The sequence below is a fragment of the Neobacillus vireti genome, from assembly GCF_036962465.1.
Classification (GTDB): Bacteria; Bacillota; Bacilli; order Bacillales; family Cytobacillaceae; genus Neobacillus; species Neobacillus vireti_B.
Genome location: NZ_JBALNF010000042.1, coordinates 22818 through 43326, shown reverse-complemented (window position 1 = coordinate 43326; position 20509 = coordinate 22818). Strand labels below are relative to the sequence as shown.

The 20509-nt window shown below is 40.8% G+C and carries 22 protein-coding genes; 12 read left to right on the top strand and 10 right to left on the bottom strand.

Features of this window, described 5'->3' with window-relative positions:
• Window positions 1–188 precede the first annotated feature (188 nt).
• The 6 genes from dapA to V7077_RS18010 all read left to right on the top strand — a co-directional run bounded on the left by dapA (window position 189) and on the right by V7077_RS18010 (window position 7062).
• Complete coding sequence (dapA, locus tag V7077_RS18035) at window positions 189–1085, top strand: 4-hydroxy-tetrahydrodipicolinate synthase (RefSeq protein WP_335504444.1); 897 nt, start codon at window positions 189–191, stop codon at window positions 1083–1085.
• A gap of 26 nt (window positions 1086–1111) precedes the next feature.
• On the top strand, window positions 1112–2437 hold the full coding sequence (locus tag V7077_RS18030) for a gluconate:H+ symporter (RefSeq protein ID WP_335504442.1): 1326 nt from the start codon (window positions 1112–1114) through the stop codon (window positions 2435–2437).
• 202 nt (window positions 2438–2639) lie between these two features.
• The gene (gene garR / locus V7077_RS18025; RefSeq protein WP_335504440.1) at window positions 2640–3527 is read left to right on the top strand and encodes a 2-hydroxy-3-oxopropionate reductase; all 888 of its coding nucleotides are present in this window, start codon (window positions 2640–2642) and stop codon (window positions 3525–3527) included.
• 73 nt (window positions 3528–3600) lie between these two features.
• A complete protein-coding gene (gene gudD, locus V7077_RS18020; RefSeq protein ID WP_335504438.1) occupies window positions 3601–4953 on the top strand; it encodes a glucarate dehydratase in 1353 nt (450 codons plus the stop codon).
• Window positions 4954–5056: 103 nt separating this feature from the next.
• Window positions 5057–6184 (top strand): glycerate kinase, encoded by a 1128-nt coding sequence (locus tag V7077_RS18015; RefSeq protein WP_335504435.1) that lies wholly within the window; start codon window positions 5057–5059, stop codon window positions 6182–6184.
• Window positions 6185–6363: 179 nt separating this feature from the next.
• A complete protein-coding gene (locus V7077_RS18010) occupies window positions 6364–7062 on the top strand; it encodes a FadR/GntR family transcriptional regulator (RefSeq protein ID WP_335504433.1) in 699 nt (232 codons plus the stop codon).
• Window positions 7063–7150: 88 nt separating this feature from the next.
• On the opposite strand, the gene V7077_RS18005 is transcribed toward V7077_RS18010, so the two are convergent.
• A complete protein-coding gene (locus tag V7077_RS18005) occupies window positions 7151–7453 on the bottom strand; it encodes a c-type cytochrome (protein ID WP_335504431.1) in 303 nt (100 codons plus the stop codon).
• Window positions 7454–7566: 113 nt separating this feature from the next.
• Window positions 7567–7725 carry a hypothetical protein gene (locus V7077_RS18000; protein WP_335504429.1) on the bottom strand — a complete coding sequence of 53 codons (159 nt, stop codon included), beginning with the start codon at window positions 7723–7725 and terminating at the stop codon, window positions 7567–7569.
• Between the two features lie 386 nt (window positions 7726–8111).
• On the opposite strand from V7077_RS18000, the gene V7077_RS17995 reads away from it, so the two are divergent.
• Window positions 8112–8276 (top strand): aspartyl-phosphate phosphatase Spo0E family protein, encoded by a 165-nt coding sequence (locus V7077_RS17995; RefSeq protein WP_335504427.1) that lies wholly within the window; start codon window positions 8112–8114, stop codon window positions 8274–8276.
• 227 nt (window positions 8277–8503) lie between these two features.
• Here the strand turns inward: V7077_RS17995 and V7077_RS17990 are convergent, their stop codons facing one another.
• From V7077_RS17990 to V7077_RS17975, 4 genes are all read right to left on the bottom strand, one after another.
• Entirely contained in the window at window positions 8504–8746 is a 243-nt protein-coding gene (locus tag V7077_RS17990) for a spore coat protein (RefSeq protein ID WP_420489671.1), read from the bottom strand.
• 127 nt (window positions 8747–8873) lie between these two features.
• Complete coding sequence (locus tag V7077_RS17985) at window positions 8874–9308, bottom strand: MarR family winged helix-turn-helix transcriptional regulator (RefSeq protein ID WP_335504423.1); 435 nt, start codon at window positions 9306–9308, stop codon at window positions 8874–8876.
• Between the two features lie 10 nt (window positions 9309–9318).
• Complete coding sequence (locus tag V7077_RS17980; RefSeq protein WP_335504421.1) at window positions 9319–9798, bottom strand: glutathione peroxidase; 480 nt, start codon at window positions 9796–9798, stop codon at window positions 9319–9321.
• Between the two features lie 74 nt (window positions 9799–9872).
• Entirely contained in the window at window positions 9873–10157 is a 285-nt protein-coding gene (locus V7077_RS17975; RefSeq protein ID WP_335504419.1) for an HNH endonuclease, read from the bottom strand.
• A gap of 83 nt (window positions 10158–10240) precedes the next feature.
• Between V7077_RS17975 and V7077_RS17970 the strand changes: the two genes are divergently transcribed.
• Window positions 10241–10627, top strand: coding sequence for an FxsA family protein (locus V7077_RS17970; RefSeq protein ID WP_335504417.1), 387 nt, complete (start codon window positions 10241–10243; stop codon window positions 10625–10627).
• 47 nt (window positions 10628–10674) lie between these two features.
• On the opposite strand, the gene V7077_RS17965 is transcribed toward V7077_RS17970, so the two are convergent.
• On the bottom strand, window positions 10675–12852 hold the full coding sequence (locus V7077_RS17965) for a SpoIID/LytB domain-containing protein (RefSeq protein ID WP_335504415.1): 2178 nt from the start codon (window positions 12850–12852) through the stop codon (window positions 10675–10677).
• A gap of 150 nt (window positions 12853–13002) precedes the next feature.
• On the opposite strand from V7077_RS17965, the gene V7077_RS17960 reads away from it, so the two are divergent.
• The gene (locus V7077_RS17960; protein ID WP_335504413.1) at window positions 13003–13218 is read left to right on the top strand and encodes a spore germination protein; all 216 of its coding nucleotides are present in this window, start codon (window positions 13003–13005) and stop codon (window positions 13216–13218) included.
• Window positions 13219–13442: 224 nt separating this feature from the next.
• Window positions 13443–16061 (top strand): EAL domain-containing protein, encoded by a 2619-nt coding sequence (locus V7077_RS17955; protein ID WP_335504411.1) that lies wholly within the window; start codon window positions 13443–13445, stop codon window positions 16059–16061.
• 74 nt (window positions 16062–16135) lie between these two features.
• Here V7077_RS17955 and V7077_RS17950 read toward each other — a convergent pair whose 3' ends face one another.
• The 3 genes from V7077_RS17950 to V7077_RS17940 all read right to left on the bottom strand — a co-directional run bounded on the left by V7077_RS17950 (window position 16136) and on the right by V7077_RS17940 (window position 18148).
• Window positions 16136–17047: a DMT family transporter gene (locus tag V7077_RS17950; RefSeq protein WP_335504409.1), complete on the bottom strand. Its 912-nt coding sequence runs from the start codon at window positions 17045–17047 to the stop codon at window positions 16136–16138.
• Between the two features lie 115 nt (window positions 17048–17162).
• Entirely contained in the window at window positions 17163–17678 is a 516-nt protein-coding gene (locus V7077_RS17945; RefSeq protein WP_335504407.1) for a hypothetical protein, read from the bottom strand.
• Window positions 17678–18148, bottom strand: coding sequence for a hypothetical protein (locus V7077_RS17940; protein WP_335504405.1), 471 nt, complete (start codon window positions 18146–18148; stop codon window positions 17678–17680). Before V7077_RS17940 ends, V7077_RS17945 begins: the two co-directional genes overlap by 1 nt.
• A 130-nt stretch (window positions 18149–18278) precedes the next feature.
• Between V7077_RS17940 and V7077_RS17935 the strand changes: the two genes are divergently transcribed.
• Window positions 18279–19295, top strand: coding sequence for a serine hydrolase domain-containing protein (locus V7077_RS17935; protein ID WP_335504403.1), 1017 nt, complete (start codon window positions 18279–18281; stop codon window positions 19293–19295).
• A 189-nt stretch (window positions 19296–19484) separates the two neighbouring features.
• Window positions 19485–20498 (top strand): UDP-glucose 4-epimerase GalE, encoded by a 1014-nt coding sequence (gene galE / locus V7077_RS17930; RefSeq protein ID WP_335504401.1) that lies wholly within the window; start codon window positions 19485–19487, stop codon window positions 20496–20498.
• Window positions 20499–20509: the final 11 nt, after the last annotated feature.

Genomic DNA, 20509 nt, shown 5'->3' with positions numbered 1-20509 from the left:
TTTGTCATACCATTCACATACTTGTTTACAGAATATAGGTTATTATGATTACGAGGTTTAAAATATGTTTAACGTAATAAATAATAATCTTTTATAAAAACAAAGTATGTGAATAGATTCACAATGAATCATTTTTCAGATCTTCTTGTCCAAAAGCAAGAGTCTAAACAGCTGGGAGGAGTTAAAAAATGTTTAAGCCAAAAGGGGTCATCCCCGCATTAGTCACACCATTAGATAAAAACGGTCAATTGATGGAAGAGGCATTACGAAAAGTCATCGACTACACCATTGCAGGCGGTGTCCACGGATTATTTATTCTAGGGTCGAGCGGTGAAATTTACGGTTTAACCCCTGAGCAGAAGCGCCGTGTCGTGGAAGTAACAGTGGATCACACGGCTGGAAGGGTTCCTGTTTATTGTGGGGCTAGTGAAATCACCACGAGAGACTGTATCCAAACAGCTCAAATGGTTGAGGAAATTGGCGGTGTTGCAGCACTATCTGTCCTTACTCCGTATTTTATGTCACCAACGCAAACTGAGTTAGCGGATCACTTTAAGGCGATTGCCAAGTCTACGAATCTACCGATCATCCTTTACGGGAACGAAGCCCGTACCCAAGTAAAAATTGATGTGAAGACTTGCGAAGAGCTTAGTAAGGTTGACAACATTATCGGAATAAAAGACTCAAGCGGAGATTTTACAAAAACGGCTGAGTACTTGCGAGTAACTCCGCGTGAATCATTCTCTGTTTTACTAGGACGCGACACACTCATTTATGCAGGTCTATGTCATGGTGCAACTGGTGCCATCGCTAGCACAGGAAATATCGCTCCGAAATTAGTAGCAGATATTTACAATACGTTTGTTGCTGGCGACTATCAGAAATCACTAGAACTGCAATTTAAACTTGCTCCATTACGCTTAGCGGTGGACAAAGCAACATTCCCAGTTGTATTAAAAGAAGGTTTAAGAATGGTAGGAATTGATGTGGGCTATGCATTTGGGCCTGCAGCGGAGATGAATCCGGAGAGCAGAAAGCTTTTGGAAAATGTTTTAAAAGATTTAGAACTTTACCAAACCTATTAATTTCCTAAGGGAAAGGAAGAAATAACATGCCATTATTGTATGTTGCCTTAGCAGTTATCCTTTTACTCGTTTTAATGATTCCGCTAAAAATGAACGGTTTCATTGCACTTCTCTTAACTTCTATATTTGTCGGTTTGCTTGTCGGAATGCCACTGGATAAAATTTGGGAAACCATTGGTGATGGTCTTGGAGGTCAGCTGGGCGGGACGGCTCTTATTGTTGGCATCGGGGCTATGCTTGGAACCGTTATGGCTGATGCGGGAGCCGCACAGCGAATTGCAACTAGTTTAGTAGACAAAATGGGAATTAAACGGATTCAAGCTGCAATCTTAATCGCTGCATTTGTTCTTGGGATTACGATGTTTTTCGAAGTCGCTTTTGTCTTGTTGATTCCGCTTGTATTTGTTATTGCTCGTCAAACAAAGTTAAACCTATTATGGGTTGCTTTACCAATGTCAATCGGTTTATCAACATGCCATAGCTTTCTTCCGCCGCATCCGGGACCTGCAGCAGTTGTTGGCGTCTTCCATGCCGACATGGGATTAACCCTTTTATACGGCTTGATTATTGCGATCCCAGCAGCTACTTTTATCGCCTATACCTGGACTAGATTTCCATTTATTAAAAAGATTAACCCAATCATTCCAGATGGGCTTATTACGAACAAAACGTTTAAAGAAGAAGAAATGCCATCCTTTGGATCAAGTATTTTCGTTGCCCTTATTCCAGTGGTACTAATGGCTGCTGATGCGATTTGTACCTTATTTTTACCAGAAGGTAACGGTTTTAGGCACGTTATGGATTTCTTCGGTTCATCTGAAATGGCTTTATTACTTGCTCTCTTAATCTCTATGTGGCTGCTAGGACCTAGAATTGGCCGCCCACTTAAAGATGTTATGCAGTCTTGCTCCAATGCGGTTAAGCCAATGGCCATGATCATTTTGGTTATTGGTGCAGGCGGTGCCTTTAAGCAAGTACTTGTTGACGGTGGAATTGCTGACTACATCAAAGATATAACATCAGGCTGGAACATGTCTCCAATCATCCTAGCTTGGATCATTGCGGCTCTCTTACGGGTTGCTCTTGGTTCTGCAACAGTTGCGGTAATGACTGCTTCTGGAGTGGTACTACCGATTGCGCAAAGCTCAGGAATTAGCATGGAATTAATGACACTTGCCGTTACATGCGGAAGTATTGCTTTCTCTCACGTAACCGACCCAGGGTTCTGGATGTTTAAGGAATACCTCAATTTATCGGTTCCTGAGGCTATTAAAATAAGAACAACCTATACAACCGCACTTGCCATCATTGGTTTAATCGGTGTATTAATTCTCAATATGTTTGTAGGATAAAAACTTCTTTTGAGTCAACCGGGCAGTAAACAGGTATGTGTACCAATTAAGTTGAGTTTGCTGCCCGCCATGGTGTCAAAAATAAAAAAACTTCAGCGACCGTCTAGCTGCTGGTCGCTGAAGCTAGACAAATCTCATCTTATAAGGATAGTACAATTTTGTACTCTCTTTAAATAAAAAAATTTGTAGGAGTGTTGTAGAAATGAAGAAAATTGGATTTATTGGACTAGGAATTATGGGTAAGCCGATGAGCAAAAACTTAATCAAAGCGGGCTATCAGTTAATCGTTAGTGATTTTAATAAAGATGCAGTGCAAGAACTTGAACAACTAGGTGCAGAAATAGAAACAACGCCAAAAGCAATCGCTGAAAAAGCAGATATCGTTATTACGATGCTTCCAAACTCTCCAAACGTTAAAGCTGTTGCACTCGGAGAAAACGGACTGATTGAAGGTGCACATGAAGGATTAATCTATGTGGACATGAGCTCAATCGCACCTGCAGCTTCACAAGAAGTGTATCGTGCATTAGTAGAAAAAGGTGTTGAAATGTTAGATGCGCCTGTTAGCGGCGGCGAACCAAAAGCGATTGATGGCACGATCTCTGTTATGGTTGGCGGTAAGAAAGAAGTTTTTGAGGAAGTTCAAGATGTATTAGCAGCAATGGCTGGATCCGTAGTCCATGTTGGTGACATCGGTGCAGGTAACGTCACAAAGCTTGCCAATCAAGTAATCGTTGCCTTAAATATTGCGGCTGTATCAGAAGCATTCGTCTTAGCGCAAAAAGCTGGTGTAAACCCAGAAGCTGTATACCAGGCAATCCGCGGCGGTTTAGCAGGAAGCACGGTTCTAGATGCAAAAGCACCGATGATGCTGGACCGCAACTTCGACCCAGGGTTCCGAATTAACTTACACATTAAAGATTTAACAAACGCAATGGAAACAAGCCATGAGTTCGGTGCTCCAGCTCCATTAACTGCGGCAGTGTTAGAGATGATGTATGCTTTGAAGGTTGATGGACATGAATTTGAAGATCACAGCAGTCTATTAAAATACTATGAAAAATTAGCTAACGTTGAGATTTCTCGTTAATTATTTTTGAAAAAAGAATAGAGAACGCAGCATCATGAAGCCCTGCGTTCTCTCCTAAAAGGAGATCATCCCCATGAACACAGTTGAGAAAGTTATTAACGCTACTCCAGTTGTAACAGAAATGGAAGTCTATCCAGTTGCTGGCCGTGACAGTATGCTATTAAACCTTAGCGGCGCACACGGAGCTTATTTTACAAGAAATATTGTCATCTTAAAGGACAGTAATGGAAATGTCGGCGTTGGGGAAGTGCCAGGCGGCGAAAGTATCCGCAAAACGCTTGAAGATGCACGAGAAATAGTAGTTGGTTCATCAATTGGTAATTATAATAATATCTTAAATAAGGTACGACAAGAATTTGCGGGCCGCGATTCAGCTGGCCGCGGTTTGCAAACATTTGATTTACGGATTACGATCCATGCTGTTACGGCTATTGAAGCAGCATTACTTGATCTTTTAGGAAAGCATTTAAATGTTCCAGTTGCTGCACTTTTAGGCGAAGGCCAGCAGCGTGACAAAGTAAAAACGCTTGGTTACTTGTTCTATGTTGGCGATCGCAATCGCACAGATCTTCCATATTACAGCAATCCTGATTCTGAAGTGGAATGGTACCGAATCCGCCACGAGGAAGCCTTAACTCCGGAAGCAGTGGTCCGTCTTGCCGAAGCATCACAAGCGCTTTATGGCTTTAAAGACTTTAAGCTAAAAGGCGGCGTCTTAGAAGGTAAAGAAGAAATCAAAGCGATTAAAGCATTAAAAGAAAGATTCCCTGATGCAAGAATCACTCTTGATCCAAACGGTGCCTGGTCATTAAAAGAAGCAGTGGAGCTTTGCAAAGATATGCATGGAATTCTAACCTATGCAGAAGATCCATGCGGCGCAGAAAATGGTTTCTCTGGCCGTGAAGTAATGGCTGAATTCAGAAGACAAACAGGTCTTCCAACCGCAACTAATATGATTGCGACTGACTGGCGTCAAATGGGTCACACGATTTCCCTGCAATCAGTGGATATTCCGCTTGCAGATCCGCATTTCTGGACGATGCAAGGTTCTGTCCGTGTCGCACAAATGTGTAATGATTGGGGTTTAACTTGGGGGTCACACTCCAATAACCACTTTGATATTTCACTAGCGATGTTTACCCACGTGGCTGCGGCTGCTCCTGGTGAAATTACGGCGATTGATACTCACTGGATTTGGCAGGAAGGCATTGAGCGTTTAACGAAGGATCCATTCCAAATTGTCGATGGCCACTTGGCGATCCCTGATAAGCCAGGATTGGGTGTGGAAGTAGATATGGAGCAAATCATGAAGGCTCATGAATTATACAACAATATGGGATTAAACTCTCGTGATGATGCTGTTGGTATGCAGTTCTACATTCCAGGCTGGAAGTTTGATAACAAGCGCCCTTGCTTGGTTCGTTAATTAATATACTAGTATAGTCAAAACTATAGAGGGTGACGTTGTTGTCACCCTTCTCCTATTAAATACATTATTTTTTTCAATTAACCGTAAAGGACAGATCGTTATGAAGTTTGTGCTAGCGCCTGATTCATTTAAAGAAAGTATGACGGCGAAAAATGCTGCCCTTGCAATGGAAAAAGGAATTAGGAAAGTTTTTCCTGATGCAGAATGTGTGATTGTTCCCATGGCTGACGGCGGGGAAGGCACAGTCGATTCTCTCGTCAGTATGACGAATGGAGAAATAATTAAGACTGAGGTGCTCGGGCCTCTCGGCAAAAAGGTCATCGCAGAATACGGTCTCTTAGGTGAGGGGCAAACTGCTGTTATTGAGATGGCAAGTGCCAGCGGATTGGAATTACTTAAACCTGACGAGCGCAATCCTTTGTTAACCACCACTTATGGAACCGGACAATTAATTAAGCATGCATTAGACAAAGGTGTCAGCCGGTTTCTAATTGGAATTGGCGGGAGTGCGACAAATGATGGTGGAGCAGGCATGCTTCAAGCACTTGGTATTTCGTTTAAAGATGAAAACGGCGAAGAGCTGCCACTTGGCGGCGGTGCTTTGGGCCGCCTGCATACGATTGATTTAAGCGGCTTGGATGAAAGAATGAAAGGTGTCAAAATCGATGTGGCCTGTGATGTTACCAATCCGTTAATCGGCGAAAACGGAGCTTCTGCTATTTTTGGACCGCAAAAGGGAGCAACTCCGGAAGTGGTAACGGTGCTTGATAATAATTTAGCTCATTACGCTGAAGTGATGAAAGCGCAGCTGAATAAGGATATAGCCCATATGGAGGGTGCCGGAGCAGCCGGTGGACTTGGTGCCGGGTTGATGGCTTTTTTGAATGCTCAGTTGCGAAAGGGTATTGACCTTGTGATAGAGTATACCGGCCTTGAGGAGCGCATCCAAGGTGCGGATTATGTGTTTACAGGGGAAGGCAGTATTGATGGCCAAACGCTTTTTGGTAAAACACCATTTGGTGTAGCGACGATTGCCCAAAAGTATTCTATCCCTGTGATTGCGTTTGCCGGCCGGGTTGGCAAAGGTGTGGAGCCTTTGTATGAGAACGGATTTACGGCTATTATTGGCATTTTAACCGGAGTGACCTCTTTGGAGGACGCGTTGGAATCTGGAGAAACAAATATTGAGTTTGCAGCAGAAAATATCTGCCGTATATTAAGGGTATAACCAAAGTGGATGCTGCCAAGTTTTCTTGGCAGCTATTTTAGTTGGAATTAGATGTCTGGCTGCATGCAGCGCCAAGGGTCTCGGTAGGTATAAGCTTATCCAATACACTTGAACCTTTTTTCATTTAAGGTAATAATGGAAGAGATTACAAATTAGATTGTGACTCGAGGAGCCTGGAGATGAAAGATTCTTCTAAAAAAATAAATATTGAATACGTTCAACGAAATACGTTATCAAAGCAGGTGATGGAAAGTATTGTCCAGCTATTAATTAGCGGCCAGCTAAAACCAGGGGATAAGCTTCCCACGGAAATGGAGTTATTGGAGATTTTAGATGTCAGCCGGCCGGTGCTGCGTGAGGCGCTTAGTTCGCTGGAATCATTAGGTGTGATCACACGGAAAACACGTGAGGGAACATTCTTTAATAATAAGATTAGCAGTCATCCCTTTTCCGTTATGCTAGCGTTAGCACATGATAACCTGCAGGCAATGGTAGAGGCACGGATGGCATTGGAATTGGGGCTAATCACGATGGCAGCTGAGAAGATTAGTGAGGAAGAGCTGGTAAGATTAAAGGAGACGATTGATTATATTGAGAATAGTCAAGATGGGGAATACGGGGAAGCCGATATTGAATTTCACCGCATTATTGCTTTGAGTGCGGATAACCCAATTGTTGAAGGGATGATTGATTCCTTAATTGTGACACTGGTAAAGATTAACAATGAAATCAAGGTGCGAGAACCAGAGCGGACGGTCCGCCATCATACCGCAATCTATCAAGCACTCGCCGCCGGAGATCCATTCGAAGCCTTCCACCAAATGTACCTCCACCTCGATTACGTCCGCCAAAAAGTCATAAAAGACACTAAAAAGTAGAAAGACTAAAGGTGACAGGCACCATGTGAATAATTCACATGGTGCCTGTCACCTTTAGTTATATTGGCACGGTAATTTAATTGAATACTTATTTCTTCTCCATCAGCCACTTAGTAACGACTCTCGATTCCTCATCTGTTAAAAGATGCCCTGGCATTTTATCGGATCCCTCAGTGATCATCTTAAATAATTCATCTTCCGAGTATTTACTGCTCATATTTAAAATAGGCGGTCCCACAGCGCCTTTTAAATTGCCTCCATGACAGGCTGAGCACTTATTTCCATATAGTGTCTCTCCATCCAAGGCTTCCTTTTTATCGGCAGCATGGGATGAACAGCCTGCTAACAATAAAAGCGATAGTATTGCTACTGTCCAGAGTTGCTTCATCATCTTAAACCTCCCTCATCATCATTAGAAAAATACGGCTCCTAACATGATTATAAAGTGTATAAAGATGGAAATAGGGTTTAAAAGATGAAAGTTTTCGGACAGTTGAAGGACCGCTAAGAGATACCGAGCTCTTCGACTGGTTGCACTTCTGATTCATGTACCAGCTGTACATTAAATCTGCTGTCCTTCTCTCTAATTTCCCAATAGCCGGAACTATATTTATAGATTACAATAAAAAGTTTCCCGTCATAACGCACCTGTTCTGTCTTCATTTCACAATCACCCTTATCTATTAGTTGAGTGATACTATTTATATTCCATCATTCGCTAAAGTATGACGACATCCTTCGGAAAATAGCAGGTAGAGTTGACAATTAACCATAAACATAGTCAAAAACGGAATATTGGTGTCAGGCACCATGTGAAGAACTGAGCATTCAAAATTAATAGATTTGGTAATTTTCCCAAGTTCGCCAAATTCCGAGGGACTTCGTTAAGGATTAAAAGTATTATCGAGCCCTTTACTATTATCCTAACAATTATCACCATGATGAGCATAAAAAGTGTCGATATTTGATGATGAAAACTATTTCCATGTATTCGCTTACAACTAGTAAACTTAATTCACAGGTAGTTTTAATATAAGGGGTTATCGAAAATGAAGAATGAGGATCTATTTTTACAAATTGAAAATCTACGATTAAAAATGATAACAGTAGGGCTGTCAAAAGGCTTTACCTCCGCCGAAACGGTAAGACTTAGTGAAAGACTTGATCGATTAATCAACCTGCAAATGGGTTTAATAGAAGAACTAACCGCATAAGTTTTAACATTCATGAAGTTTTTTTCCCAACATCATAGCAAGTCATAAAAAAGGTCAATCGTATTTTCTAGTAAAGGCATGTAACTAAAATGGTAGAGGGCCAGGCCCTCTTATTTTTTTTGCTCTCATTTCTAAAAGAGATGAGAGTAATTTCACAATAAAAGGTTTCAAATAAACAAAACGCCCAGTTTGCGACCACACATGCAAACTGGGCGTTTTCATCTTTTTTAATAGTATGGGTAACCGCCATATCCGTATCCATAGCCAGGATAGCCGCCGGTTAGGGCACCGGCCGTTAACCCGCCAAGGAATCCGCCAACAAATGGTGAACCGAAACCACCGTAGCCTCCATATCCATATCCATAACCAGGATAACCACCGTGAAAATATCCATGATGATGGTGATATCCTCCAGGGTAACCGCCATGGAACCCTCCATGATAGCCGCCGTATCCTCCAAACATACGCATACATCTCCCTTTTTCTGTAATCAGCAGCAAGAATAGTTTCTTACTACCTGTAATGTATGCAGGATAGATGTCCAGTGAATGGGCGAGGATCAGCCCAGCCGCAAAAAAACAGGGCGCTTGCGCTGTTCTATTTTTGTTGCTGCAGCTTGCCATGTAATCGATTTAATTGCTCCATGAGCTGCTTATACTCATCAAACTCAATATTACAGGCCTCAATTTTTCCGCTTACCTTTTTGGTAATAGCCTGCTTTTCCTCGAATGCCTTCTTTTCTAAAAAAATATATACCTTTCTTTCATCTTCAGTGGAACGCTCCTTCCGCAGCCAGCCGTTCCCCTCCATTCTTGCAATCATCGGCGTTAAGGTTCCGGTCCCAAGCGTTAATTTTTCGCCTAAGTCTTTAACTGTAACACCATCATTTTCCCACAAGGCTAATAGAACTAAATACTGTGGGTAGGTTAACCCGAAGGGTTGAAGAACAGCCGTATACAGTTTGGTAAATTCACTGGCCGTTTCGTAGATGGCAAAACAGAGTTGATTATTTAACGTAAAAAAGTCTTTCAAATGATCACCTTTATGAAAATAATTTTTGGACATTCTGCTCCATTCGGCGTGGATCGACCGTTGGGGCATAGCGCTCGACGACCTGTCCATTAGCATCGACAAGAAACTTTGTGAAATTCCACTTAATATTCCTCGAAAGAAGTCCTTTTTTCTGATCTTTTAAAAAAGTAAATAAAGGATCTGCCTTCTCTCCGTTCACATCAATTTTGGCAAACATCGGAAAGGTTACACCATAGTTTACTTGGCAAAATTGAGTGGTTTCGTCAATATCGGCAAATTCCTGATTGTTAAATTGATCGCAAGGAAAACCTAAAACCATAAGACCCTGATCCTTATACTTTTCATATAATTCCTGAAGACCCTTAAACTGCGGTGTAAACCCGCATTTACTCGCTGTATTGACAATAATTAACGGTTTTCCTTCATATTCCTTCAATGATTTCATTTCCCCATTGGTCCTCGCTACACTAAAATCATAAACGGTTGTCATGTTCGTTCCTCCCCATTTTATCAAAAATAAATCGTGTACGACTCAATCGTACGCGATTAAATTGATTTTAGCAACTATTTTCGCCTGCGTTGTTTCGACTTTCTGATTTTCATGATTTTCGTGGAGGGCTGTTTACGGATCCATTTGATAAAACTAGCCAGCTTTTCATCCGCTCTAAGTTCCGGTAATGTAGTAATCCGGGCAGCAATTTCCTCATTCGTATAGAGGGCATGAATTTGTTTGTGACAGGGAATACAAAGATTCGCGGTTTCTCCGAAAGTGCCGCCCATTTCTTTTGGAAGCAGGTGATGGACAGTTGTTTCTACCTCTTGTCGTCCACAAAGTTCACAAGTCCCCATAGTTTTATCCCTCCTGTAATTTTGGTACTATTATTTACAAGAACGTAATTCAAGATTCCAGTTTGGCTGGGAGGGAGCATTTTATGCGTTATTTATTTTTATTGATCATTGCGATACCGGCAGCGGATATTGGATTACTGATTTTATTCGGGAAATCCATCGGCTTTTGGCCTACTTTGCTGTTGATTATTTTAACAGGTGTCCTTGGTGCTTATTTAGCGAAAAGGGAAGGGCTGCAAACGATTCGGAAGGTCCAGGAGCAGCTAAGCCGCGGTCAGCTTCCAGGGGATGCGGTATTAGATGGGATTTGCATTTTAATCGGCGGAACTTTCTTATTAACACCAGGGTTTGTTACCGACATTATCGGCTTTTTAATGCTTTTTCCACCGACAAGGAAGTTATTTAAGGCTTTAATTCTATATTTATTCAAAAAGAGGATTAATAGAGGTAATCGGAAAATCATCAAATAAAAAAAGGTTGTATCCCCTGGATTGTGGACAGGGATACAACCTTTTTATTATTTCACAGCTGTTTTAGGAACAAAACCAGTTAATTTTCCATAACTGATTCGATACCATCCGCCGCTTGTTGAAAGAATCGTAACCGTTTGGTTTTTCTTTATGACGCCAATTATTTTTGCTTTTGACGAAGCAGAAGTACGCACATGTAATAAGGAAACAATCACTTTAGCTGTTTTCAGCTTTTTAACTTCAAATGAAGCAGCAGCTGAAGACTTGTTATTACTTGGATCTACAGCATTGATTCCAACTGTATATTTGCCGTTCGCATAGGGAGCCGTGCTGTATGGCAGAGTTAATGTGCCAGCTTTTGTTAAGGCGTCCTTTTTCAAATAAGTGAGGATTTTTCCTTTGCTGTCTTTTACATATACGGTTAATTTCGCAGTCTCATTTGAAGTAAAAATGAGTGTACCTTTATTACTGGTGTTATTGACACTAACTTTTATGCCGGTTAGTTTTGGAGCAGTTGTATCTTTTACTGGAACGATCTTCTTCACGTCAAAAGATGGCAGTGTTGAGGCCTGGTTATTGGACACATCGATCGCGATAATCCCAACAAAATATTTGCCATTTGCTAAAGGAGAAGTACTGTATTCCTTTGTAATCGTGCCACGTTCCGTTAAAACGCTTTGAGCTAAATAGCTCAAAATCTTCCCATTACTATCTTTAATATAGACGGTAATTTTAGCTTTCTCATCCGTATTAAAAGAAATAGCTGCTTTATTTTTTACATTATCGACACTAACTTTCACACTGCTTATCTTTGGTGCGATTGTGTCAGCTGTTGGATTTTCCACTACAGTTGGCAAAGCATCACTTGGTGGAGTTCCCACTCCAGGCGGGGACCCGGCATCACTTGGTGGAGTTTCCAGTACAGGTATGGTCGCAGCATCACCTGACGGAACGGCCCATTGCGGCCTTTCCGTGTATTCTTTCGATAAAGTTGTGCCATCATAATAAAACGCGAGGATTTCATTATATTTCTGGCCCGCATCTGCCCGGTTTTTCGCACCCCATTGGCTTAAGCCAACGCCATGACCATCACCGAGGCCTGAAACGGTGGTCATTTCGGTTGTTTCGGTTATAGTTGTTACCAAATAACTTAACATGGTCCGAATGCCAACCATAGCTCGTATCTGAGAAGCAGGTACATTTTTGTACTCCAGTTTTTGCGGTGTGAATAGACCACTCGGATCTACTTTATCTTTTGTTAAAAATTCAATCGTTATATTCCCTTTTGATACACGGCCGCCCGAGGTCGGTGTCGTCAAGGACAAGACAGGAATCGCCGTAATCTTGATGTCTTTCCCTGCGTATCCGTGTGTCAGCATCCAAGTTTTAATCGAGGACGTTAACGAAGTATCGGCTTCTTTCATTTGGTCCCAAACGATTATGGATGGATTAATTTGTTGCTTTTTGACTGAAAACGTCCAAGGGGTTTTAGCGTCAAATTCATCTGTTTTGATGGTCAAATAGGCAACAGGTGATGTTCCCCATACATTTGTATTTGACTCGGTTTTCCCGCCATTGCTCGCAGAGAAAACAGCACTGATCAATCGGCCGTTTGATTTTAATACTTCACCCTTCGTCTCGTCTACAGCTGCGGTACTGTTTGGGTGCCAAGCATAACCGCCGTAAACTTGATAATTGATCGTGTCATCTATCACTTTATTTAAATAGGATAGGGCATATGTTCTCGCTGCTACTGCCTGGGATTTTAATGCTTCTTTATTCCAGCTGGCCATCATTTCAAAAGGTACAACACCTTTTACATAATCCTCCATAAAAACGTCATTGATCGGCCGAACATATTTTCCATTCTCGGGGATAAAATGAAAGGAACCTAAATAGGCACGTTTGTTAATCGTTAAATAGTTCATTTCCGCTAGAGGGACTAGATTTAACGAATCTGTTTGGAAAAGCAAGGTTGAACCTTCTACTAATGAAATTTTACTATTATCGAATTTTACAAGATAAGACTTCCCGCTTGTTAACTGAATGTTCGCCTCTTCAACCAGATAATCCCCTGTAGGCGTAATGGTTAATTGTGACTGATTTCCAATATAATTAACCAGTTTAACCTGCATCTTTGGTTCCAAGGTAGCTGCGGATGTACCGGTAATAGAAAGATTTACTAGTAAGAAAAAGGAAATAAAACTTACTAAAACTTTCTTCAATTATTCTCCTCCGTCCATGAAAATATACTCACAAAAAAATAATACTTTATCAGATTAATAGTTTACAATGGGGATTTTTGGGAGATACACACAATAGATCAACCTGGCATAAATTGAATTAGGAAATTTAACAGAAAAGGATGTTCAACTATGTCATTCATTCCGCCAGTCAGTATTAATATCGTGAGCGGAGGGGTCGTGCAATTTGGTGGCGCGGTGTTTGTTTCTCCAAAAGGCTCAGCTAAAACCGCACAGGGCTCAGGTGGTAACAATACGGGTGCACAAGTAATCACCATAAGCGGATTTAATTCCACCAATACAGCTGTAACTGACGTCATTGACCAGCCAATTGTTCAGGATGCCTAATGTAACCGCAAAAGAGGCTGTCATGAATGTATGACAGCCTCTTTTTTTCATCTATTAATATTCAACGAGTTTCATGCTATGGAAATAATTTAGCAATGTGGATGATCCTATTTATTGCTATATTAAGTATAAATATATTAAAATAAACTATTTATATTCTATTCATAATGGAGAAATAGTCGTATATTAAATCTATACTATCTAAGGTTTTTGGGGGGAGCAGCTTGGCAGTCAGCTTGGGGTTATCACTAATCATTCTTCTGTCGATTGTAGCGTTTAAAATTACCATAGTGGTTGCCAAAAATGTAACCAAACGGAAACAAACAGAACATGAATTAATCACAGAAATGAATAGCCTCCAAGAGAAAATTAAGATGAGTGAACAACGGTATAAATCACTGTTTGATTACCATTCCGATGCGGTTTATTCGCTGGACTTAGCGGGAAGATTTACGAGTGCAAATGTTGTTTGCGAAACCCTATCAGGTTATAGCCCGCAAGAACTGCTTGATAAGAATTTTTCGGAACTCATCTATGAAGAGGATTTGGCTGAAACCATCCGAATTTTCCATTTAACCATTCAGGATGGAGGAAGCCAGCAAAATAATCGATTCCGGCTGAAGCGGAAAAATGGAGAGAACATTCATCTGGATACTACGACGATTCCGATTATAGTCGATGGACAAACTGTCGGTATGTATGGAATTGCGAAAGATATCACCGAGCAAATCAAGAATCAAGAGATGATACAGCATTTGGCTTATCATGATTATTTGACCGGTCTTCCTAATCGAAACATGTTAGAGGCTCTTCTAGCAAACGAGACGATTAAGATTGAAGAGGTTGCAATCCTATTTATTGACCTTGACCGCTTCAAGATTATTAACGATACATTAGGTCATTCCATGGGTGACTTACTCTTAAAAAAGGTCGCTGAACGGATAAAATCATCCCTTGGGGAAAAGGATCTCATTTTTCGGCAGGGCGGAGATGAGTTTATCGTCATTTTAAAAGAGGCTGACCGGGACCGAGCGGGTGCGGCAGCTAATCAAATCCTCGAAGCCTTGTCCACACCGTTTAAATTGAACACGACGGAAGTGTATACTTCTCCGAGCATCGGTATCAGTTTATCACAGGAGGATGGCGAAACCGTTGCTACACTGATTAAGCATGCGGACTTTGCGATGTATCAGGCAAAGAAGGCCGGGAAGAAGACGTATCGTTTTTATTCTTGTATCAAGTATGAAGGTGATTTTGATCCATTAACATTGGAAATGGAACTTCATAAAGCCATTAAGCAAAATGAACTGTTCCTTCATTATCAGCCCAAAGTGAATTTACTAACAGGGAAAATATTCGGAGCTGAAGCTTTACTACGATGGAATCACTCCAAAAGAGGAATGGTCTCGCCGGAAAAGTTTATCCCAATAGCAGAAGAATCGGGTCTAATCATTCCAATTGGGGAATGGGTAATCAGGCAAGCGTGCAGTCAGAATAAAGAGTGGCAGGAGAACGGATTACCGCCGATGGTTATCTCTGTTAATCTATCTGCTCGTCAGTTCTCTCATGCAGGCATTGTAGCGACAGTTGAAAAAATTCTGCGCGAAACCGGTTTGGAGCCGCATTATTTAGAGCTTGAGATTACCGAAAGTATGACGATTAATATTGAACATACGATTTCTACTCTTCATGAATTGAAGAAGCTGGGTGTTCTGATTAGCATTGATGATTTTGGAACAGGCTTTAGTTCTTTGAATTATTTAAAACAGTTTCCTGTTGATACTTTAAAGATTGACCAGTCTTTCGTAAGGGAATTAAAACATAATCATGATGTCACGATTGTCAAAACGATTATATCAATGGCACACCATCTTCAATTAAAAGTAGTGGCTGAGGGGATAGAAACAAGGGAACAATTAGTCTTTTTACAGCAGCATCTTTGTGATGAGGGACAAGGATATTTCTTTAGTAAAGCTGTTCCTCCTGAAGAGTTAATTGAAGGTTGGACAAGGATGGAGCGGCTCGTCGTGGAGTTCGGTATTTCACAGGACGTCAAAGAACAAATATGGGAAGAAGAATCCTCCCGCATTGCCAGACAGGAATTACAGGATACACTAAGCCGTCAGAAGGGATTAACATTGAAGTTTAAACAAATTGATGGCCAGTTTATTCATACGTGGTGTGAAGGCAGTCTCCTCTATAGGCTTGGTTTAACGCAGGATAGAATTGTAGGAAAACGATTAGATGAAATCATTCCGCTGAAAGATGCTACAGAAAAAGCTGAAATTTACAAAAAAGCATGGGATGGCGAAGAGAATTTAACCTATGAAGCAGAAATCAACGGTGTTCATTATTTAGCTGCATTAAGTCCGATAAAAAGAATCGGAAAGGTGGTCGAGGTGATTGTTTCCTGCATTGACATCACACCGTTAAAAGAGACTGAAAAGGCACTGCGTGAAAGTAGTGAATTGTATCGATTAATGGCAGAAAATATGACGGATTTGATTACTATCTTTGATTTAACAGGAAGAGTAATCTATGCTTCCCCGTCTCATAGCACCATTCTCGGACTTCCACCTAGTTATTATGAGGGCAGGACATTCGTTTCTGATTTAGCGCCTGGGGATCAAGCTGATTTTCCTGCCATAATAAATGAAATCTTAGTGAGAAAGCAGCCATACCATCTTGAATTTAACATGTCCTACAAGAATGGTGGTTATAAGTTATTTAAGGCCATGTTAACCCCTATAATGAATGATGATAGGGAAGTAAAGCATATTATGGGTGTGGCAAGGGACATTACTAATAGGAATCAGGCAGAGACAATTGGCATGGGAGAATGAAAATGACTTCCATTCTGAGAATCATCAGCATTAAAAAAAGGACGCACCTAAGCGTCCTTTTTCAATCCAATCATTTAATTAGTAAAATTACTTTCCTTGACGACTTCAGGGATTATTTTTTCCTGTTTTTTTGTCAAAAAGAAAAAGACGCCAACTAATACGAGCAGTCCGCCGACAATTTGCCAGCCTGCCAGGTTTTCATCCAGTAAGAAGAACGCTAAAATGGTCGCACCGACAGGCTCTCCTAAAATACTCATCGATATCGTTGTTGCATTTACATAGTTTAATAGCCAGTTATTGATGACGTGACTTACAGTCGGTACGGATGCGAGTAATAGAAAAATCCCCCATTCCTTAGCGGGATATCCGGTTACGGCCACACCTGCCGAAAGATTATAGATGGTCAGTACAATCGCTGCGGATAGGAAAACGCAAAAACTATAGAGCCAATGAGAGACCTTTTTAACAGTCGATTGACCTATTAACAAGTAACCCACGACGGATATCACACTCAAAAATGAGAGAATATCCCCCATAATCGCCCCTTTACTCAGAGCCAAATCACCCCAGCCAATCATCATCGCCCCTATGATGGCAATACCCATGGTCATGAGGGCAGAAAGGGTGGTGCGTTCTTTATACAAAAAGAATCCCCCCGCCAATGAAACAATCGGCTGCAGCGCTAGAATAATGGTAGAACTTGCGACGGTCGTCAACTTTAACGAACCGAACCAGAGAACAAAGTGAAACGCTAAAAAGAGGCCGGAAAAAAATAAAAAATACCAATCTCGTTTAACGATCTTTTTAAATTCAAGCCGCTTTTTCCAAACGATTGGCAACATCAAGATGCTGGCAAACCACATCCGGTACATACTAAGGATAGAGGCCGGTGCGTCTGACCATTTCACAAAAATAGCCGAAAACGAAATCGCAATGATGGAAATCGTCAGCGGCAGGGCAATTGATCTAGAACCTTCCTGTTTCATGTCTTCCTCCTATGATGCGTAACGTAACAAATGTCAAACTCCTTTCTATTATACTCGTGATTTTTTTCTGTCTCAACGTCTTTCCAAAATGTAACCAAATCATAGACAGGTTAAGTCAGTTCACCGGTTTCCGTAACGATTTTAATTTTTTAAAGGTACTATTTATATATAGGTAAAACAATAGATAAATACATAAGGTGAGTAGATAAACGGGGTAGGAGAAGCAGAAATTCCAACTATAATACTTAAACATATTAAATTTCAGACTAATCCATTCAACCATCATGGCAATCAATGACCAGGCGAGAATGTACCAGAATATTTGCAGACCCCGAATGGCCCACTTATCAAAGAAATAAACAAAAAAATAACCAAACGGCGGGTATATGAACCAGCCAATCCAATCAAACCACTCATATTTTCCATAGTCATTAATATCATACATATTATAACTGATCCCCGCTAAAACGTGGTCCGTTACCTGAACATAGGCCATCCCGAAAAAAAGAATTAGCAATGTTATCGTGAAAGGGAATCTCTTAGGAAGTTTTAAAATCATGAAATAAGTTAGGAGAAATGAAATGATAATAAACCATTCATTTTGGTCGAATTTTTTCGGTAGTAATAACATTAGTGATCCAACTCCTTCAGGACTAATTTGCGGAACAGATAATGAAGGAAGAAGGTAATCATATAGATACAGAGCCATTGAAGTAAATCAAGCGACCAGTTCCAGTTTTTATAGGTGAGCACTTGTAAGTACTTTAATCCATTTTCCAGTCCGACGATTGAAAAAACTGCTAAGAGTATCAGTAGAACTTTTGCAAACCCAGCTTTAACTTTCCTGAGATGGTCTAAACTGCAGGCAATGATTAACGGATATAATACGATAAACGAAAGGTAAAAGGTGAAACGGTCCGAGCTTGTTTTTCCCAAAACAATTCTGTCTAAATTTAACATGACCAAATCCATCACATTACTGTCTAAGTACATAACTACAAGGAAAATCATCGTCAGTTCTAACGTATTTAATATTTTGGGCCTAACCGTGCAATAAATAATGGCGAATAAACTAATGGTTGAATAAATGGTAAAAGACATGCTGCCTCCCTTTTATCCGACATTATTATTTATTATGTCCCACAAAGTTAGAATCATTTGCATAAATTGTTATTTATTCATCTTTTCATGCATAATAATCACATGGACACTTAAAGGAAGATGTGATCATATGAAATTTAAATATCTTGTCATAACCCTTTTTTTAATTGCTCAAAGCTGTTCCATTAGCTCAAAAATGGGTGTAAGGCATACTAGTGCCGAGACCCAGAAAGTTCAAGAAAAGATTCATGCTTATCTACTTTCCAAACATGTCAATGGGAGCATTGCTGTAGTGAAGAAAAAAAAGCTGATTTTTAACGAGGGTATTGGTTTAGCCAATCGAGCTGCTGGGAGAGTAAACCTGCCTTCGACGACTTTTCCGATTGGATCCATCAGTAAGGTGATTGTAGCAGCCTGTATTTTGCAGCTTCAGGAAAAGGGAAAGCTGAGCACGGAGGATGCCATCTCAACGTTTATACCTAACTTTCCAAATGGCAGCCGTATTAAACTAATTCATTTATTAAACCATACGTCGGGAATAGAAGAGAATCTATTCTTCCATGGAAAATCAAAAGATATGCTGAAAGGGATCAGCGTTAAATTTCCTGCAGGTAAGAAGTGGGACTACAATGATATCAATTATTTCGTGTTAGGACTAGTCGTTGAAAAGGCATCAGGAGAATCATTACATAACTATATACAAAAGAATATCTTTGACAAAGCCTCGATGAAGCATTCCGGATTTATGACGCAAAGCAGGCCGGTGCCCTATACTTCGAAAGGATATATACAGACGGGAAATTATGCGCTTCCAGTCAATACACTGAATTTGTCCAAGCTATTTGGTTGTGGGGATATTTATTCCACGGCTTTGGATCTATGCTTGTTTGATGAAGCATTACTAAGCGGGAAGCTCCTATCTAAACGGAGTTTACAGGAAATGCTGACGCCTGGATCTCCATCAAAGTATGGAGAGGGTGTCTACATTTACGACAATCAGGTTTTTAGCAGGGGCGTAGTTGGCGGGTGGGAAACGCTGCATATATTTTTTAAGGATCAAACGATCATGGCGATTTTGCTGAATGTTCGTGATAAGGACATCAATATTCATCAGCTTTCAAGTGATATAAAGAATATCATTCACTAAAACCATTAGGCTGCATTGTTTGCTGAATTTCCGGAGAGGGAAAAATAGCTTTAAAAATTTAAGTTAATGGGGCATAGCTGCCCCCATTTTTTTGTATTTATTTGACAAAATTTTTGGTAATATAGATGTAGTTTGTAAGAAGATAGTGATTTAGAAGGTTTTTAGAAAGCCGAACGAGGGAGAGATTATATGGCAGTGTTAGTAACTGGCGGAGCTGGATATATCGGCAGCCATACGTGTATAGAACTGTTAAATGCCGGACATGAAATTATTATCGTTGACAACTATTCAAACAGTAAACCGGAATCCTTAGAAAGAGTAAAAGAGCTTTCAGGTAAGGATTTTGCTTTTTATGAGGTTGATTTGCTTGACCGGGTTGGCCTTGAGAAAGTCTTTGCGGAAAATCAAATTGAAGCGGTCATTCACTTTGCAGGTTTAAAGGCGGTGGGTGAATCGGTATCGATCCCACTTCATTATTACCATAATAATATCACCGGAACACTGATTCTCTGCGAGGTCATGAATCAATATGGGGTCAAAAATCTTGTGTTTAGTTCCTCAGCAACCGTATACGGAATGCCGGAGCGGGTGCCAATTTCGGAGGATTTTCCGCTAGGGGCAACCAACCCATATGGCCGAACTAAGCTGATGATTGAAGAGATTTTACGAGACTTATATGTGTCTGACCCTGAATGGAGTATTGCGTTATTGCGCTATTTCAACCCGATTGGGGCCCACGTTAGCGGTAGAATCGGTGAAGACCCGAACGGAATTCCTAACAACTTAATGCCGTTCATTACTCAGATAGCAGTCGGGAAGTTAAAGCAATTGCAAGTGTTTGGCAGTGATTACCCAACCGTCGATGGGACAGGGGTCCGCGATTATATTCATGTCGTCGATTTAGCAATCGGCCATTTAAAGGCACTTGAAAAAATTCTGCCTGCAACAGGTGTTGAAGCTTATAATCTTGGAACGGGTACCGGTTATAGTGTACTTGAAATAGTCGCTGCATTTGAAAAGGCAGCCGATGTAACCATTCCATATAAAATTGTGGACCGCAGACCAGGGGATGTAGCTGTTTGTTACGCTGACGCCTCTAAAGCAAAAAATGAGCTTGGCTGGACAGCTTCTAAGGGAATTGCGGAAATGTGTGAAGATTCCTGGAGATGGCAGAAAAATAATCCGAACGGGTATGAGGACTAACACTAACTAGG